Source organism: Aliiruegeria lutimaris (genome assembly GCF_900099935.1).
Lineage (GTDB): Bacteria > Pseudomonadota > Alphaproteobacteria > Rhodobacterales > Rhodobacteraceae > Tropicimonas > Tropicimonas lutimaris.
The window spans coordinates 1-17,734 of the sequence record NZ_FNEK01000027.1 but is presented as its reverse complement, the minus strand read 5'-3'; the positions used below and the strand labels follow the sequence as shown (position 1 = coordinate 17,734).

Annotated in this window: 16 protein-coding genes and 1 tRNA gene; 7 read left to right on the top strand and 10 right to left on the bottom strand. The window is 62.7% G+C overall.

From position 1 onward, the window contains the following. Positions 1-91 precede the first annotated feature (91 nt). The 4 genes from BLR85_RS13910 to BLR85_RS13895 are packed head-to-tail and all read right to left on the bottom strand — an operon-like array spanning position 92 to position 4,013. On the bottom strand, positions 92-1,021 hold the full coding sequence (locus BLR85_RS13910) for a metal ABC transporter permease (RefSeq protein WP_093157020.1): 930 nt from the start codon (positions 1,019-1,021) through the stop codon (positions 92-94). Further along, positions 1,018-2,223 (bottom strand): metal ABC transporter permease, encoded by a 1,206-nt coding sequence (locus BLR85_RS13905; protein WP_093157018.1) that lies wholly within the window; start codon positions 2,221-2,223, stop codon positions 1,018-1,020. Before BLR85_RS13905 ends, BLR85_RS13910 begins: the two co-directional genes overlap by 4 nt. Positions 2,224-2,227: 4 nt before the next feature. After that, positions 2,228-3,037 (bottom strand): zinc ABC transporter ATP-binding protein AztA, encoded by an 810-nt coding sequence (gene aztA, locus BLR85_RS13900; protein ID WP_093157015.1) that lies wholly within the window; start codon positions 3,035-3,037, stop codon positions 2,228-2,230. A 10-nt stretch (positions 3,038-3,047) separates the two neighbouring features. Next, positions 3,048-4,013: a metal ABC transporter solute-binding protein, Zn/Mn family gene (locus BLR85_RS13895; RefSeq protein WP_093157012.1), complete on the bottom strand. Its 966-nt coding sequence runs from the start codon at positions 4,011-4,013 to the stop codon at positions 3,048-3,050. Between the two features lie 263 nt (positions 4,014-4,276). Here BLR85_RS13895 and BLR85_RS13890 point away from each other — a divergent pair. Then, positions 4,277-4,360: transfer RNA gene (locus BLR85_RS13890), tRNA-Tyr, on the top strand. 140 nt (positions 4,361-4,500) lie between these two features. On the opposite strand, the gene BLR85_RS13885 is transcribed toward BLR85_RS13890, so the two are convergent. Next, positions 4,501-5,226 carry an SDR family oxidoreductase gene (locus tag BLR85_RS13885; RefSeq protein WP_093157009.1) on the bottom strand — a complete coding sequence of 242 codons (726 nt, stop codon included), beginning with the start codon at positions 5,224-5,226 and terminating at the stop codon, positions 4,501-4,503. Between the two features lie 288 nt (positions 5,227-5,514). On the opposite strand from BLR85_RS13885, the gene gntH reads away from it, so the two are divergent. Continuing rightward, complete coding sequence (gene gntH, locus BLR85_RS13880) at positions 5,515-6,612, top strand: guanitoxin biosynthesis MBL fold metallo-hydrolase GntH (RefSeq protein WP_170844570.1); 1,098 nt, start codon at positions 5,515-5,517, stop codon at positions 6,610-6,612. Positions 6,613-6,926: 314 nt separating this feature from the next. On the opposite strand, the gene BLR85_RS13875 is transcribed toward gntH, so the two are convergent. Continuing rightward, a complete protein-coding gene (locus BLR85_RS13875) occupies positions 6,927-8,552 on the bottom strand; it encodes an alpha-amylase family glycosyl hydrolase (RefSeq protein WP_093157149.1) in 1,626 nt (541 codons plus the stop codon). A 348-nt stretch (positions 8,553-8,900) separates the two neighbouring features. Between BLR85_RS13875 and BLR85_RS13870 the strand changes: the two genes are divergently transcribed. After that, on the top strand, positions 8,901-9,914 hold the full coding sequence (locus BLR85_RS13870; RefSeq protein ID WP_093157003.1) for a substrate-binding domain-containing protein: 1,014 nt from the start codon (positions 8,901-8,903) through the stop codon (positions 9,912-9,914). Positions 9,915-9,950: 36 nt separating this feature from the next. On the opposite strand, the gene BLR85_RS13865 is transcribed toward BLR85_RS13870, so the two are convergent. Then, positions 9,951-11,507 carry a SulP family inorganic anion transporter gene (locus BLR85_RS13865; RefSeq protein WP_244520734.1) on the bottom strand — a complete coding sequence of 519 codons (1,557 nt, stop codon included), beginning with the start codon at positions 11,505-11,507 and terminating at the stop codon, positions 9,951-9,953. A gap of 640 nt (positions 11,508-12,147) precedes the next feature. Between BLR85_RS13865 and BLR85_RS13860 the strand changes: the two genes are divergently transcribed. Then, positions 12,148-13,017: an S-methyl-5'-thioadenosine phosphorylase gene (locus BLR85_RS13860; RefSeq protein ID WP_093156997.1), complete on the top strand. Its 870-nt coding sequence runs from the start codon at positions 12,148-12,150 to the stop codon at positions 13,015-13,017. A gap of 15 nt (positions 13,018-13,032) precedes the next feature. Here BLR85_RS13860 and BLR85_RS13855 read toward each other — a convergent pair whose 3' ends face one another. Together BLR85_RS13855 and BLR85_RS13850 are read right to left on the bottom strand one after the other, a co-directional pair. After that, complete coding sequence (locus tag BLR85_RS13855) at positions 13,033-13,671, bottom strand: DedA family protein (RefSeq protein ID WP_093156993.1); 639 nt, start codon at positions 13,669-13,671, stop codon at positions 13,033-13,035. Next, positions 13,668-14,033 (bottom strand): hypothetical protein, encoded by a 366-nt coding sequence (locus BLR85_RS13850; protein ID WP_093156991.1) that lies wholly within the window; start codon positions 14,031-14,033, stop codon positions 13,668-13,670. The genes BLR85_RS13855 and BLR85_RS13850 overlap by 4 nt, the downstream gene beginning before the upstream one ends. A gap of 199 nt (positions 14,034-14,232) precedes the next feature. On the opposite strand from BLR85_RS13850, the gene BLR85_RS13845 reads away from it, so the two are divergent. The 3 genes from BLR85_RS13845 to BLR85_RS13835 all read left to right on the top strand — a co-directional run bounded on the left by BLR85_RS13845 (position 14,233) and on the right by BLR85_RS13835 (position 17,357). After that, positions 14,233-15,837 carry a GMC family oxidoreductase gene (locus tag BLR85_RS13845; RefSeq protein WP_093156989.1) on the top strand — a complete coding sequence of 535 codons (1,605 nt, stop codon included), beginning with the start codon at positions 14,233-14,235 and terminating at the stop codon, positions 15,835-15,837. A gap of 95 nt (positions 15,838-15,932) precedes the next feature. Then, entirely contained in the window at positions 15,933-16,934 is a 1,002-nt protein-coding gene (locus tag BLR85_RS13840) for a hypothetical protein (protein WP_093156987.1), read from the top strand. A 102-nt stretch (positions 16,935-17,036) separates the two neighbouring features. Then, positions 17,037-17,357, top strand: coding sequence for a hypothetical protein (locus BLR85_RS13835; RefSeq protein WP_093156984.1), 321 nt, complete (start codon positions 17,037-17,039; stop codon positions 17,355-17,357). Between the two features lie 68 nt (positions 17,358-17,425). On the opposite strand, the gene BLR85_RS13830 is transcribed toward BLR85_RS13835, so the two are convergent. Continuing rightward, positions 17,426-17,734, bottom strand: a 309-nt coding sequence (locus BLR85_RS13830) for a transposase (RefSeq protein ID WP_170844569.1), incomplete at its 5' end; no start/stop codon positions are given.

Below are 17,734 nucleotides of genomic sequence, written 5' to 3'. Positions count from 1 at the left end.
CTGCCCCTCCCCTGCCCGTCCATGGCGGAAATGGCAAGTTCGGCGCGGGGGTCCGGCGCCGTTTTGACGGATTAACCGGCAATTGGCGGCATTACACGCCCGAAGGCGCCCCGGTGCGGGACCTGCACGGACCGAAGAGCGCGGCCAGAGCGAGGATAACACCTGATATGGTGGCGATCATTCCAGCGGCCGAGACCGCATCCTGCCCACCGAACCAGAGCGGACCGTAGCCGGCGAAAACGTAACCGAGCACGGCCGACAGCGCGGCGAAGGCGACCGACCAGGCGACCTGGATCTCCAGCCGGTTGGTCATCAGCCGAGCCGCGGCGGGCGGGCAGATGAACATGGCGATCACGATGATGGAGCCCACCGCATCGAAGGCGGCGACCGCCGCGATGGCGGACACCACGACCAACGCCATGCCCATGGCACCGGTGCGGATACCGACGCCCTGTGCAAAGCCTTCGTCGAAGGTCGAGATCTTGAGCGGACGCCAGAACAGCCAGAGGAAGGCCAGCACGCCCAGCAGGGTGACGAAGATGCGCGGCAGCTCAGGCGGCAGCCCCGCCAGCGCCACCGGATCGAGCAGCGAGGACCAACCCATCGCATCGAGCCAGATCAGCGATTCGAGGTTCCCCATCAGGGCATGTTCGACATCAAGATGGACCGTGGAGGTGTCGGAGCGCTCCAGCAGCAGCACACCGCCGGCGAACATGGAAGTGAAGACGACGCCCATGGCGGCACCGGTCTCGATCCGTCCCAGCCGCCGGATGGCCTCGATCAGGATCACGGCGATAATGGCGGCAAAGGCAGCCCCGATCATCATCGGCCAGGTGCTCAGCGTGCCCGTCACCAGGAAGGCCACGACAATCCCGGGCAGGACGACATGGCTGATCGCGTCACCGATCAGCGCCTGCTTGCGCAGCACGAGGAAATTTCCCGGAAGCGCGCAAGCGATGGCGGTGAAAGTGCCGATCAGGATCGGCACGAGGCTCAGTGCGACGAACTCCTCACCCATCATGGCATTACCTCCGCCGGGCCGCCGATCAGGGCGTCGATCTCGGCCAGTTGGTCGGCAGTCAGGACGGACTCAATATCCCGCAGCCCGTCATAAAGGCTGGAGATCGCCTCGAAATCAGCCATCCCATGGACGATTTGCCATCGGTGCTCGTCGAGCAGGGCCTTGGCGGCGCGGGCGCGACCGGCCTCCGTCGGAACGCCATCCAGCCGGGCGAGTCCTTCGCGCGCCAGAAGCCGGATCGTCAGGGGCTCATAGACCGGCTGTTGCTGGGCCAGCGACAGGAGTCCCTGCCGGATATGAACTCTCTCCTGGAACCTGCGATGGCGCAGATAGGCCGCCAGCACGCCGCGTTCCGGCGCCAGGAAGAGCGAGACGAGGAAAAGCGCGAAACAGCTCAGTACGATGATCGGGCCGGTCGGCATGGCCGGAGCCGAAGCCGAGATCGCCGCCCCGACGTAGCCGGACACACCGCCCACCACGCCGGCATATGTCGCCACTTTCTCGCTGCGTTCGGTCCAGAAGCGCGCGGTGACAGGCGGGATGATCAGTAGCGCCACAATCAGGATCAACCCCACGATTTTGAGCCCGACCACGGTGACCGACAGCACGAGCAGCATGGTCAGCATGTCGACCCGGTCGGGATCGATGCCGATGGAACGGGCATATTGCGGATCGAAAGCCACCAGCGTCATGGCGCGGCGCAGCAGCAGGACAAGCGCCAACGTTATCGCACCGCCCCCGGCGATGATCATGGCATCCTGCATCAGCATCCCGGCGGTCGAGCCGAGCAGCAGCCCGTCGAGCCCCGCCTGCCGGCCCGAGGACATCGTCTGAATGACCGTCAGAAGGACGACACCAAAACCGAAGAACACCGACAGAACCGCACCAATGGCCGCGTCTTCGGAAAGACGCGTGCGGCGGGTGAGCGATTGAACACAAATGAGCCCGATCCACGCCGAGAGTGCCGATCCGGCCATGAGCCCCGCGAGGTTGCGCCCGTCCCCGCCCAGCAAGACCATCGCGATAAACGCAAGGCCGACGCCCGGCAACGTGGCATGGCTGATCGCATCCGAGACAAGCGCGCGTTTGCGCAGGAACAGGAAAGTGCCCGTTACCCCGGCCGAAATTCCAAGCAGGGTCGAGCCAATGGCGACCAGCGTGGCGTTGTAGCCAAGTTGCAGGGCCAGCGCTTCGAACAGCATCCTTTTATCCCGCGCCTAGCTCCAATTCCTCGATCTGCGCCGTGGCCAGACGGCCGCCATAGGCCTTTTGCAGGTTCTCGGCAGTAAAGGTCGTCGCCACCGGCCCCTCGGCCACCTTGCGCACGTTGATCAGGAAGACATGGTCGAAATACTCGGTGATCGTCGCCAGGTCGTGATGCACCGCAATGACGGTCTTGCCCTGCGACTTGAGCGTCTTGAGCACGTCGATGATCGCCTTTTCGGTGGCGGCATCGACGCCGGCGAAGGGCTCGTCGAGCAGGTAGAGATCGGCGTCCTGCGCCAGAGCACGCGCCAGGAAGACCCGCTGCTGTTGGCCGCCCGAAAGCTGGCCGATCTGACGCTCGGCGAAATCGGCCATGCCGACACGCTCCAAGCAGTCCATTGCCTTCTGGCGATGCCCGCCAGTCAACCGGCGCAGAAGGCCGAGCTCGCGGTAAAGCCCCATCAGCACCACGTCGATCACGCGGGCCGGGAAATCCCAGTCGATCGAGGCGCGCTGCGGCACATAGGCGATGCGCGCGCGCTGGCCTTCCAGCGGCGCGCCATAGACCGATACCGTTCCCGAGAGCGGCTTGATCACGCCAAGCGCAGCCTTGAGCAGGGTGGACTTTCCGGCGCCGTTGGGGCCGATGATCGCCGTCATCGAGCCGTCCTGCACCGTCGCGTCGATGGAAAAGACCGCCGGCTTTTCGCCATAGGAGACCGTCAAGCCACGGATCGCCAGCGGGCTTGCAGCAAGGGTTTCCGCCGCCACGACATGTCCCCGGTCCGTCGCCAGTTCCAACTGTGTCATTCCACTCTCCTCAAAGCCCGGCACTCAGCCGGCCCAGCATGCCGCGTTCCGGGGCGTCCCCGCCTAGGGCACGTGCAATACTCGTGATGTTGTGATCGATCATGCCGAGATAGCTTCCCTCATAGGTGCCCGTCTCGCCCATCGCGTCCGAGAACAGCTCGCCACCGATCCGAACCTCGTGGCCACGCGATGCGGCCCCCTCGATCAGCGCGCGGATATTGCGATCCGAAACCGAGCTTTCAACAAAGACCGCGCCAATCTTGCGGTTCACCAGCACATCGACCAGTTCGCCGATCCGGTTCAGCCCGGCTTCGGACTCGGTCGAGATCCCCTGGATCCCCAGAACCTCGAACCCGTACTCGCGACCGAAATAGCTGAAGGCGTCATGCGCGGTAACGAGCACCCGGCTCTGCTCCGGCACACTCGCCAACACGACCCGCGCATAGTCGCCAAGTTTGTCGAGATCGGCCAGGAAAGCCTCCGACCCGGCGTTGAAAGCCGATGCATGTTCCGGCAGCGCTTTCGTCAACGCGTCCCGGATCACTGGCACGACCAGCTCCCAGATTTCCGGCACCATCCAGACGTGCGGATCGAACTTGTCGTCGTAATCCGGGTGGCCCAACAGCACCTCGCGAGGCAAGGCATCGGCCACGGCGGTCACGTTGCCCCGACGCTCCAGCTTGTGGAAGAACTCTTCCATCTGCGCCTCAAGGTAGAGCCCATGCCACAGCACCAGGTCCGCCTTGGTCATGGCGACGATATCCGTCCGCGTCTGACGATAGGAATGCGGATCGACCCCGGGGCCCATAAGCCCGCGCACCTCGACCAGTTCTGCACCGATCTGGCGAACCACATCGGCGATCATGCCGGTCGTGGCAACGACATTCAGCGATCCCGCCGCTCGGGCTGACCCGGGAAAAACCGTCGTGCAAAGCGCAGTCGCCCCCATCGCTGCCAGCAGCGTTCGTCTTTGCATCTCTGTTCCTTTGGATTCGGGCTCAACGCGCCCACCTGTTCGCACTCTGTATATGCAAATCACTTGCAAAAATCAATCACATTGCGAACGATTATCACCTGCAGCAAGCACATATCCGTTACCCATTCCCGAAATTCGTGCGCCAGGCACATCCTCCCTCAGAAAGTCACCGCTCAGGCAATCCTTTGCAGAACTTTGCCGCGAAGATTTTCGCTTTTTTCTGTTGACCCCGGTAGTCCGCTTGGCTACGTACGCCCGGCGTCGGGCGACGTGCTGCAAGGTGCGGCAGCGGACTGTAACTCCGCCGGGGAGACCCATGCCTGGTTCGATTCCAGGGTCGCCCACCATCTTTACGGATGGTGCGACATTCCCAGACAGATTAATCCTTTTTTGCCGCCGTAATAGCCGTGTTTCGCTTGTCCGGCAGTGCCGGACAGGTGGCGCGTTTGCCAGCCGGCCGGCGCGGGATGTGACGAGCTGATTGTGCTCAGCAGGCCATAAGGCCGCCATCTATCGGAATCGCAACCCCATTGATCATCGCCGCATCATCACTGAGCAGAAACGCGATCAGGCCCGAGACGTCTTCGGTCTCGGCGAAACGCCCGATCGGGATACGTGCAAGCATCGGCCCGGATTTCTCCGGTGCGCTCCAGGATTCGACGGCAAGCTCGGTCATGGTGACCGTCGGATTGATGCAGTTCACCCGAATTCCGTGCCGCCCCAACTCGTTGGCCATCACCCGGCTCATCGCGTCCATACCGCCCTTGGAAGCGCAATAGGCAGCGTGATCGGCCCATCCATAAAAGGCCGACATCGAGGAGACGTTAACGATCGCGCCGCCGCCGCCCGCGGCGATACGGGCCTTCGCGTATTCCTGGCTCACAATCAGCGCTGAACGGGTGTTCACGGCGTTCACGGTGTCGAAGGCTTCGACGGTCGTCTCCAGGAAGGGTTGCGGGATGTTCATGCCGGCGCAATTGACCAGCAGGTCGGCAGGCACGGCCTCTCGCGCAGCCTTTCTAGCGGCCTCGGCGTCGCCCAGGTCTACGACATGAGAAGTTCCGCCAATCTCCGCCCTCAAGCTGTCGAGGTCCGCCGCCGTTCGGGCCATGGCGGCGATCTCTGCACCTTCGCCCGCAAGTCGCAGGGCGAGATCTCGCCCGATCCCCTTGCCCGCACCGGTAATGATGACCCGTTTCCCTTGGAACCGCATGACGCTTTCTCCTCGATTTGGCTTCTCGACGCGCTCCGGATTGCCGACCCGGAGGGACGGATCGGCCCGACACAGCCCGGTCTGGGACGAAACTCGCCGCTCAATACTCCCGTTGCAAGGCGGACCCGCCCAAGGGGCGCGTATGCCGCAACCACTCGCTCCGTTCGGGCCCCACCGCTCCAACGCGTTTCGACAGGATCCAAACCCGCTATCGGGCAAATGGCCCACGGGCTGCTAGGCTCGCCCGTGGAATCACCCGTCTGCCGCCTTTCATCCCGGAGATCCTCCATGCGCGAACGCGATCCGAACTTCTTCTATCCCGGCGAGCCCCTGCTTGAGGACGAGATGCGGATCACCGCGCTCGGCACCGGCATGCCCTTTTGCCGGCGCGACCAGAAATCCGCGGGCTGGCTGGTCGAGCTTGGCAACGGCGACAAGTTCATCTTCGATCTGGGCACCGGCAGCTCGGCCAATCTCAACGCGCTCGGCGTGCCGCATTCGCTGCTGGACAAGGTGTTCCTGACCCATCTGCATGTCGATCACATGGGGGATCTGACCTCGCTCTACGGGCTCGGCATGGTGCGCGGCCGCTTCACACCCCTGCGGGTCTGGGGCCCTTCCAGCAACGAAGAGCGCCTGGGCACGGCCGCTTTCGGCCGCGCCTTCGAGGCCCTGATGGCTTGGGATATCGAAAGCCGGCGGAATGTCGTCTCCGCCGGCGACGGCTGGAAGACCGAGTTCACAGAGTTCGACTACGCGGTAAACGGCCATGTCGTGTTCGAGGAAAACGGCGTCTCGATCAGCGCCTTCCCGGCGATCCACTGCATCGACGGCCCGGTGAGCTATCGGCTCGATTGGAACGGACTGTCCTTCGTCTTTCTCGGCGACGGCAAGCCAAGCCGGTTCCTCGTCGAGAACGCACAAGGAGCCGACGTGCTCATCCACGAAGCATTCCTGCCGGCCAAACACTATGCCGAAAAGACCCACCTGCCGCTCCAGATCGCACAGAATATCTGCCACGGCGTGCATTGCCCGCCGCGCTCTGCCGGCAAGATGTTCACGCTCTGCCAGCCGCGCCTGGGTGTGCTCTATCACACGATGATCTCCGAAGACCTGCGCGTGCCCGTCCTCGACGACTTGCGTACCGAATGGAAAGGACCGGTTGCACTGGCCGAGGATCTGATGGTGCTGAATGTTTCCAGGCAGAGTATTACCCAACGCCAGGCCGTCGTTCCGGACTTAGCCTGGCCCGTGCCGTCGCATCGCAGTAGCCAGAAACGCCCCCGAATGGACACCGAGAAAATTGCCAACATGTCCCAATGGCTCAAGGATGCCGAAATACCGGTCGATGGTGTCGAGACCTTCATCGAGGATGACGCGGGTTGAGCTTCATAATCTGAGAGACTAGCTAGAACAGTCAGTTCTCCATCACTTCGGCAGAAGACCCTGCCCTGTGCCACCAAGGTTCAAGCTGATGGCAAATGTGGGAGGGGGGCGTTGCCCCCGCGCTCTCTCGAGCGCTCCCCCGAGGATATTTGTCGTCAGAAGAAAAGTGCGTTTTCTTGCTTCATCTTTCCCCAAATACCTCCGCCGGAGGCACGATCCACAGGATCGTTCATGCGCGCCTTGCGCGCGCCCACGAACAGACACCTTTCCCTGTAATTGGCAGAGACCAAATGCTGACAAGCACTTACCCGGCCTCAGCCGAGACGGATGCAAGCCGCGGAACGCGCTGGCAAGTCCAAAGCCCCACCAGTCGACGCTACATCTGAGAATCCGGGCAATTGCAGAAGCGTGCCGTTCTCGGGAATCTGGAACCTCACCGCCTCGCAGCCCATGTTGAAGACCATCAACAAGCGCTCATCCCCGATGCGTTCGAAAGCGAGAAGGTCTTCGTTCACTTCCCGGACGCGAATATCGCCTGTTGCCAGGAAAGGATGCGCCTTCCGGAATGCCAGCATTTGCCGGTAGTGATTGAGCACGCTGTCCGCCGCCCCCTGCCGATCCACAGCCTGCGCATAATGATCCGGCCCGAGCGGCAACCACGGCTCGACAATTGAGAAGCCGGCCTGAACCGCTCCTTCTTCCCAAGGCATCGGCGTGCGGCAACCATCGCGCCCCTTGTGCGCAGGCCAGAACCGCTTTCCCTCAGGGTCCTGCAAACGTTCAAAAGGCACGTCGACCTGCTCCAGTCCCAGCTCCTCGCCCTGATAGACGCAGACGGACCCCCGCAAGCTCAACAACAGGCAGGCGGCCAGCCGTGCGACACGCGCCCGGTCGTCACCGTCGCGCAGCCAGCGGGAAACATGACGCGGAACGTCGTGGTTGGAGAGTGCCCAGCACACCCAGCCATCGTTCACCGCCTCCTCGAACTTATCGATGGCCGCGGCGATCCCCGCAGGCGTGCCGCCATCCGAAAGCAGGTCGAACGTATAGCTCATGTGGAGCTTGTCCTTACCTTCGGTATATTCGGCCACCACGTCGAGCGAGCGCTCCTCCGCCCCGATCTCGCCGACCGAGGCGCGATCCGGATATTCCTCCAACAGCGCCCGGAAGCGGCGAAGGAATTCCAGATTCTCGGGCTGTGTCTTGTCGTGGATATGGAGTTGCATCCCGTAGGGGTTCGTGTAGCGGCTCCGCTCGATCGTCTGTGGCCGCGGCGGATTCGATCTGAGCGATCGGTCGTGGAAATAGAAATTGCAGACATCGAGCCGAAACCCATCCACGCCGCGCTCGAGCCAGAACCGCACCGAGTCCAGAAGCGCCTGCTGTACATCCGGGTTGTGCAGGTTCAGATCCGGCTGCCCGATCAGGAAGTTGTGCAGGTAATACTGCCCCCGCACCCCGTCCCACTCCCAGGCCGGGCCGCCAAAGATCGACAACCAGTTGTTGGGCGGCGAACCATCGGGAAGCGGATCGGCCCAGACATACCAATCCGCCTTGTCATTGTCGCGCGAACTCCGGCTCTGCTTGAACCATTCATGCTGGTCCGAACTATGCGAGAGCACCTGGTCGATCATCACTTTGAGGCCCAACTCATGCGCCCGCGCTACCAGCGCATCGAAATCGTCCAGCGTGCCAAAGGACGGGTCGACATCGCAATAATCCGCTACGTCATACCCCATATCCGCCATCGGAGAGGTGAAGAAGGGCGAGAGCCAGATTGCATCCACGCCGAGCGAAGCCACATGGTCCAGCCGCTTGGTAATACCGCGCAGGTCGCCAGTACCGCTTCCGGTACTGTCCTGAAAGGAGCGCGGATAGATCTGGTAGAGCACCGCACCGCGCCACCACTCAGGATTTCGGCTCAGGGACGCTCCGGACATGTTTTCCTCCTCGGAATCGGACATATTGAAAGCGCTTTCATAAACACTCGGCAAGACGTCATCGTCAATGCGGTTCCCGATCACAATTCAGGTTCCATCCCTAAACAGCCCCTCGCCACGGAACTTCCAAACATTAATAGACGAGCCGACCCGAACCTGTTCTTCTGACGACAAATATCCCCGCCGGAGGCACGATCCAACGGATCGTCGTCACATGCGGAGCGCCCCCGATCGAACAGCCCCCGTGTCGCGCCAGCCACCTCTTTAACGCCCAAAGCGGTTTCCCCATTGCCGAGGCGAAATGATTTCGCCAAATTATGAAAGCGCTTTCCAGAACCGGACCTTCCCTTGACCAGCCTGAAATCACTCGCGGAACATCTCGGCCTGAGCCAGGCGACTGTCAGCCGGGCATTGAATAACTATTCCACGGTAAACGCCGAAACCCGAGAGCGCGTCCTGCGGGCCGCGCGCGAGATGGAGTACCGGCCAAATGCTTCCGCACGACGCCTCGCCACCGGCAAGGCCGGTGCCTATGGGATGATCCTGACGACGGAAGGCACGCCGATGCTGGATCCGCAGTTTTCGGATTTCATGGCCGGGCTAACAGAGGCCCTGGCCGGCAAGGAGCGCGATGTTGTGCTTGGCGGGTCACCGAATGAACGAAGCACGGCCACTTATGAACGGTTCATCCGCGCCTGCAAAGTCGATGGGTTCGTTATAACACGACCGCTGCTTGGAGATTCCCGCGCCGAGTTGCTGGAACGGCTCGGCGTTCCCTTCGTCCTGCATGGCAGAACAGCTCCCGAGCCGGATCATGCTTATTACGATATCGACAATTTCGGCGCCTTCCAACGCGCCACCGAGCTTCTCATGCAGCTTGGCCATCGCAAGATCGCGCTTTTGAACGGGCGCGTGGATGCCATGTTCGCGATCATGCGCCGCGACGGTTTCCTCGCCGGGGTCAACGGCCTCGCTCGCGCGCAAACCCCGATATCCGAAACGCCCATGACCGAACAGGAAGGCTTCCGTTGCATGCGTGCGGCACTGGAAACCGGCGTAACGGCCGCGATCTGCTCCTCGATTCACCTGGCGCTCGGAGCGGAGCGGGCCATCCACGATGCCGGACTGGCACTCGGGCGCGACATGTCCCTCATCTGCCATGATGACGATCTGTCGGGGCTTTCGACGGTCAGCTTCTCTGCCCCGCTTACGGTCACCCGCGCGCCCATCCGGGACGCAGGCCGGGCGATCGCCGGAATGCTGGAACAACTCTGCGATGGCGCAGACCGCGCGTCTCAGCAGATCATCGCTCCGGTAGAGCTGATCTTGCGCGCCTCGACGCGACCGCCGATCACCCCATGACCTCTGGCATCTCCCCGCAAGACGCCCGAGCCGTGATCAGTGCCCTGCGTGCAGAACCCCAGTCCGAACCGAATAGTTCGCGGCAATGGCGTAATCGGGATCGTCATCTGCATCCACGATGAGCTGCCCGGCCTTGCTCAGCAACTTGTGACAGTCATGGCTCAGATGGCGCAGTTCAAGCTTCTTGCCGGCCTGCTCGTATTTTCCCGCCAGCGCCTCGATCGCGGTTAATGCCGACTGGTCGGCCACCTTGCTCTCGGCAAAATCGATCACCACCCGCTGCGGGTCGTTCGCCGGATCGAAAAGCTCGGTAAAACCATGTGCAGAGCCGAAGAAGAGCGGTCCCTGGATCTGGTAGACCTTGGCGCCCTCGGGTGTCTTGTAGGTCTTGGCATGAATGTGGGAAGCGCTCTCCCAAGCATAGGCCAGCGCGGAGACAATCACACCAACGACAACCGCCGTGGCAAGATCCGTCATCACGGTCACGACAGTCACCAGAACGATCACCACGGCATCGGTCAGCGGCACCTTGCGCATGATAGTCAGCGACTTCCAGGCGAAGGTTCCGATCACGACCATGAACATGACGCCGACAAGCGCGGCAAGCGGGATCTGCTCGATCAACGGTGCGGCCACCACGATAAAGGCTAGCAGGAAAAGCGCGGCCGAGATACCCGAAAGCCGGGTGCGGCCACCGGATTTCACGTTGATCATCGACTGGCCGATCATCGCACAGCCCCCCATGCCACCGAAGAAACCGGTCACGGTATTGGCGAGCCCCTGGGCCACGCATTCCTGGCTGGCGCCGCCGCGCTCATGCACGATCTCCCCCACCAGGTTCAGCGTCAGCAGGCTCTCGATCAGGCCGATGGCAGCCAAGATGAGCGAATAGGGCAGGATGATCTGAAACGTTTCCCAGGTCAGCGGCACACTGGGAATGTGAAACATCGGCAACCCGCCCTCGATGGAGGCCATGTCACCGACACGCGGCACGTCGATACCAAAGACGATCACGATGGCGGCCGTAATGGCGATCCCCGCGAGTGGCGCAGGTATGGCATTGGTAAGCTTGGGTAGGCCCCAGACAATTGCCATGGTCAGCGCCACAAGCGCCAGCATGATGATGAGCGGAAGCCCCGAGAGCCATTCCCCCCCCGCCATGCCGTGGCCCGAGGCCTCTGCCGTGCCGGGCACCTGGAACTGCGTCATCTGCGCAAGGAAGATGACAATGGCGAGCCCGTTGACGAACCCCAGCATCACCGGATGCGGCACCAGCCGAATGAATTTGCCCAGCCTGAAGATACCCGCCGCGATCTGGATAGTTCCCATCAGCACAACGGTCGCGAAGAGGTATTCAACCCCGTGCTCGGCCACGAGCGACACCATGACAACGGCCAACGCGCCGGTTGCCCCCGAAATCATGCCCGGGCGACCGCCGATCAAAGCCGTGATCAGACCAACGATGAAGGCCGCGTAAAGACCCACCAGCGGATGCACGCCGGCCACGAAGGCAAAGGCGACCGCCTCCGGCACCAGCGCCAGCGCCACAGTCAGGCCCGAAAGGATCTCGGTGCGCAGCCGCGCGGAATTCATCGTCTCGCCGGACGAGAACTGTGCCAGATAATTCTTCGGGGCAAGAGCTGCCATTATGGTTCGGGTCAAGCGGGGCCTCGTTCGCTGTTCAGATGCTGCAGCACACGTCACACTCGGGACGGCCGCAGGCGGATTTTCTGACGCGCCGGATTGCCGCAGCACGCATCCGGTTGGCGTTATCAGAAGATACCACGTCGCAGAAGGAACCCAGGCGGGAACCCGTCATGCGCTCAACGCATAGCTCCTTTCCTCCAGCGACTAACCTATGCCCGGCTAAAGGCTCTGTGGCGGCGCAGGACATGCGAATGAAAAGCCGCGGATCCGCATTCTCTGCGAACGTAAACTCCGGAGCCAAACGGACATGGACGATCCGTTGGATCGTGCCTCCGGCAGAGGTATTTGAAGAAAGATGAAGCTGAAAAACACTCCACTTCATCTTTCCACAAATATCCTGGGGGGAGCGCTCGCCAGAGCGCGGGGGGCAAAGCCCCCGCCTTTTCACCCGCTGTCGGCACCTATTCGTTGCAAAGGCTCCGCTTCGTTGCAAAGGCTCCGCGATGGCCGAGCATGGGAGGCGCTTCCATCGCTCCAAACTGTGCACTAGATTTGCCGCGAGCGACACTGCCAGGGGAGACAGGCCATGGACACGATGATCGGAGTGATCGGGGGCAGTGGCCTCTACGAGATCGACGGGCTGGAAGACGCACGCTGGCACGCCGTCGAGACACCATGGGGCGCGCCATCGGACGAGATCCTGACGGGCACTTTGGACGGTGTAAGAATGGCTTTCCTGCCGCGGCACGGGCGCGGCCATGTGCATTCGCCGACCACCGTTCCCTACCGGGCCAATATCGATGCGCTCAAGCGGCTTGGGGTGACGGATGTCATTTCCGTCTCCGCCTGTGGCTCCTTCCGCGAGGAGATGGCGCCGGGGCATTTCGTGATCGTGGACCAGTTCATCGACCGGACATTTGCCCGTGAGAAGAGTTTTTTCGGAACCGGCTGCGTCGCCCATGTCAGCGTTGCCCACCCCACCTGCGAGCGCCTCGGGAAGGCCTGTTTCGATGCCGCTCTGGCGCAGGGCATCACGGTGCATCCGGGCGGCACCTATTTGGCCATGGAGGGACCGCAATTTTCCACGCTCGCGGAATCGAAGCTCTATCGCGAGCAATGGGGCTGCGATGTGATCGGCATGACCAACATGCCCGAGGCCAAACTCGCCCGCGAGGCGGAGCTGTGCTATGCCTCCGTCGCCATGGTCACCGATTACGACAGCTGGCACCCCGACCACGGAGAGGTGGAAGTGACCGAGATCATCCGCACCCTGATCGGCAATTCGGAGAAGGCTCGTGGCATGATTGCCCGCCTGCCCGCCCTGCTGACGACCGCGCGCGGCACTTGCGAGCATGGGTGCGACCGCGCGCTGGAGAACGCGCTGATGACTGCCCCGGAAAAACGGGACCCCGCATTACTGGCGAAACTGGATGCGGTCGCCGGACGGATGCTCTGATACGTCCTTTCGCGCCTATTCCTCGGCGGCTGATTTTTCGGTTTGAGCCATGCGCAACTCCGCGCGCATGGCTTTCCAATTCCGACGGAGCCACCAGCCGGAACCGAACGCGACCATTGCAGCGAGGATGAACCCCGCACCGTTCAGGATCATCGAGGCGATATTCGCAATCTGGTCTGCGAATACGTAGCCCAGGCTCGCATAAGCACTCGCCCAAAGCGCCGCTCCGAAGATCGCCGCGAGCGTGAAGGGCAACCATCCCAGCCCGGCAGCCCCGCCGATATAACTCGTCCATGGTCCCAGCGGGCTGACCAGGGTACGGCTCAACAGGACAGCCGCCGCGCCCCAACGATCCACCAGCGCCTCCGCCCGTGCGATCGCCGCCCTTGTTCCAGAACGCTCCTTGAGCCTGTCGAGCAGCTTCGGTCCACCCCAGCGTGCAATGCCGAACGCGGTCTGGTCACCCAGGACGAACCCTAGGAAGGCCACGACAATCACCTGCCACAACACGAGATCGCCCGCGGCAGCGAAGCCTCCCGATGCCATGACCAGCATGGAAGACGGCAGCGGAACCGCGAGGCAGGACACCGCCACCACGCCCGCGATCAGGAACAGCCCGTAAATCGGCACGAGGGCAAGAAGCGTATCGATCATCTGTCGTGCCTCGTCCGGAACGCTTCGGCCGCAAGCGCCACCCGCGCCGTGAGTTGCTCAAGGCTAACGCCTTGCGCCACGGCGATATCGGCCATGGTCAGCGGTTCCCTGCCCCGCTCTTTGGGCGGCGGCCCGAGTTCCAGCGCTTCACGCACAACATCCGGCGGCACATGCCAGGACATTGCCACGTAGCGAGGCCGCATCCATCCTTCGAGGCTCTGGTCGCGATTTGCCGGGTCCTGCATCCAGATGAAATGGGCGAGAAACTGGACAGCGAAAAACAGCGTGAACAGGCTGGCCGCCACGCAGATGCCGAAAACGACCGGCTGTTTCGAGATGAAATACCGCAAGGCCGATATCATCAGGCCCGCCCCGCTGCTTCCTGTTACCCGATCATACGCGGGACTGCGTGATTTCCGTCGAAAAAATTCACGCATTCTAGCCCTTGGAGGTAAACGACGCCCCGTCTCCGGTGACTCCACGTACCGCTATCGTTCGCGCCGATGGGCTGCGATCCTCGGCCGGCACGACCGGTCGCGGAAGTGTCGGCGAGGAAGGGACGTGTACGACCATATAATTGTCGGCGCCGGGTCTGCGGGATGCGTTCTGGCCAACCGGCTGAGCGAGGGCGGCACGCGCCGCATCGCCCTGATCGAGGCCGGACCGCCCGACTGTTCACCCTTCATCCACATTCCGCTCGGACTGGCCGTGCTTGCCCATATGCGCGGCATCAACTGGAACCTTGAGACCGAGCCGCAACCGGAACTGAACGGCCGGCCGCTCTACTGGCCGCGCGGGCGAACGCCGGGCGGGTCCAGTTCGGTGAACGCGATGATCTATAGTCGCGGACACCGGGCGGATTACCACGGCTGGGAAAAGGCCACGGGCACTGCGCTCTGGGGTTGGGAACGGGCGCGCGAGCTCTTCATCTCGGCCGAGGCCAACGAGCGGCTCGGCGCCTCCGGCGAGCATGGCGCGGACGGTCCACTCACCGTCAGCGACCTGCCCTCGCCCAACACGGTCAGCCGGGCGTTTACCGACTCCGGACGGCATATCGGACTGCTCCCGAACGACGATTTCAATGGCGCGGTGCAGGAAGGGCTGGGCCTTTACCAGGTGACCCAACGCAAGGGGAAACGCTGTAGCGTAGCCCGCGCCTATCTCGAACCGGCCCGCGAGCGCGCAAATCTCGACATCCTCTCCAATGCCCATGTAACGCGGGTGGATTTCTCCGGGCGGCGGGCGCGTGGCATCCGCCTGCGCGACGCCGATGGGGACCGGGAGCTGGTTCTCCGGCCGGGCGGGGAGATCCTGCTCTGCGCGGGGGCCGTGAACTCCCCACAGCTCCTGATGCTGTCCGGGATCGGGCCGGGCTTGGAATTGCAGCAGAGTGGCGTTGAGGTTTTGCACGACCTGCCCGAGCTTGGGCGCAACCGGCAGGACCATCTCGATGTCACGCTGATGCACTCGGCCAATTCCCGCATGCCGATCGGGCTGGCCGCGTCGCTGCTGCCGCGCGGGATCGTCGAGGCGTTGGCCTACCTGCGCCACCGTTCAGGCATGCTGACGAGCAACGTCGCCGAGGCCGGTGGTTTTGCCCGTTCGCACCCGGAGCGAGAACGGCCGAACCTGCAATTCCACTTCCTGCCGGCCTATCTGCTCGATCATGGGCGCAGGCTTAAATATGGCCATGGCTACACGCTGCATGTCTGTGACCTTCTGCCGGAGAGCCGCGGCCAAATCGGGCTGAATAGCCCCTCGCCCATGGCCGTGCCGCGGATCGACCCGGCCTATCTCAGCCATCCCGCCGACATGGAGACCATGATCGACGCCTTCCGCATCGCGCAGACATTGATGGAGAACCCGGCGCTTTCCGCACATCGTCGCGGGCGGGTCACGCCGTCGCGGCGGCTGGAAGCGGAGCCGGAGATCGCGGCCCATATCCGTGCGCATGCGGAGACGATCTATCACCCCGTCGGCACTTGCCGCATGGGCGCGGACGCGCATTCCGTGGTGGATCCGAGCCTGCGGCTGCGTGGGGTTGAGGGGGTGCGGGTGATCGACGCCTCGGTCATGCCCCGCATTCCGGCTGGCAATACCAATGCGCCGACGATGATGATCGCTGCCAATGCGGCGGATATCCTGCTCGGGAAGGTGACCCCTTAGGAGATCAGAAAATGCGCGCGAGCCGCGGTTCGCCATGTCCTTCGTAACGCGAAGATGCAACAAAAGACCGAGATGACACCAGAGCCCCGGTGCAGATGACCGACACAGACCCGCGCCCGCCCTTCAACATCGCTGCCATCGCCCAGGGCGGACGGTTGCAGTACGAAGCGCTTTTGCTGGCAGCCTCGCTCAGGGCCTGCGATCCCGGCTTCAACGGACGGTTGATCCTGCTGGAGCCGCAACCCGGCGGCGCATGGCCGGAAGACCCGCGCATACAGGGCGAAGAGACGCGGGAGGCCTTGCTGCGGCTCGGCGCGGAGATCCAACCCTTTCACGCTGCCCATTTCGGCGCCTCTTATCCGCAGGGAAACAAAATCGAGGCACTTGCCGCGCTGCCCGCCGATGAGCCTTTCCTGTTCCTGGACAGCGACACGCTGATCACCGGGCCGCTCTCGGAAACCCCATTCGATTTCGACCGGCCCTCAGCCTCGATGCGGCGCGAGGGAACCTGGCCGGAGATCGAGCTTTACGGGCCGGGCTACAGCGCGATCTGGAAATCGCTCTATGACCGCTTCGAGCTGGATTTCGAAAGCTCGCTCGACCTGTCGGAGCCGGACGAATTCTGGCGCCGCTATCTCTATTTCAACGCCGGCTGGTTCTTCTACCGCGATCCGGCAGCCTTTGGTGCGCGCTTCCTCGAATATGCCCGTTCGATCCGCTCGGACCCGCCACCGGAACTCGTCTGCCAGAAGCTCGATCCCTGGCTCGACCAGGTGGCCCTGCCACTGGTGATTCATTCCTTGGGCGGCGGCCGGCCGGGGCCGGAGTTATCGCCCCTCGATGGCACCGCCACCTGCCATTGGCGCGTCTTGCCGCTGCTCTATGCGCGTGAAAGCGACCTGGTGGTGGAAATCCTGGAAGACGTCTCCAGCCCGAACTGGATCAAGAAGGCGCTGAAGGAACACGAGCCCTTCAAACGCATGATCTTTCAGGGGAAAGGCCAAAAGGTCCGGGCAATGTTCGACCGCGCAGACCTGCCCTGGCCGGAGCAGAAACTGCGCAACAGGATCAAGAAAGCCAAGCTCTGGATGCGGTAGCGATGCGGGCGGCGAAAGCAAACATATTCAATTTTTTCATTTTGTCTTTGGACCTGCCTGCGCTATGCTGTCCCGCAGCATGTTGTGCGAAAAGGAATTGCAATGCCGAAACTCGTCCGCCTCTATATTCGCCAGGTCATCATCGGGTACCTGCTCTCGGCGGTTTTCGTGACATTGCTGCTGTCGCTGAACGTCGCCAATTTGTGGCACCTGGTGACGCATACGAGCGGCGGCTGGATCGCCGTGGCGATGCTCTTCATCTTCAACGGAGTTGTCTTTGCCGGGGTACAGTTCGGCATTGCCATCATGCGCATGAGCGAGGATGACAGCGATGCCGGCCGCGGCAAGCGCATCGCCTTTGCCACTCCATCGGTTCCGCAGGACGGCCGCATCGCGGTGCGGGTGGACGAACAAACTTCCTGACATCGCCTGTTTCAGGGTGGGGCTTGCCGCCGAGCAGAACTCGAGCGGCGCTCTAGAGCGTGTCGCGTTTAATCGGCCTCATAGCCTGCGGCTTTGAAGTAGTTGTAGCATTCTTCGTCCGAGAAGAGGTTGCAGACCTGTCCGACGGCGGCCCAGAGTTGGTCATAGGTTCGCGCGGCGGCCTTCCTGATCAGTGTCTTGAGTTTCGAGAAGGCCATCTCGATGGGATTCAGATCTGGGCTGTAGGGTGGCAGGAACAGGAACCATGCACCAATCGCGCGTAGGGACGCCGCTGCGGCCGGGGCTTTGTGGCTCGACAGGTTGTCGAGTATGACAACGTCGCCTTCGCGCAGCGTCGGCCCCAGTTGGGTTTCGAT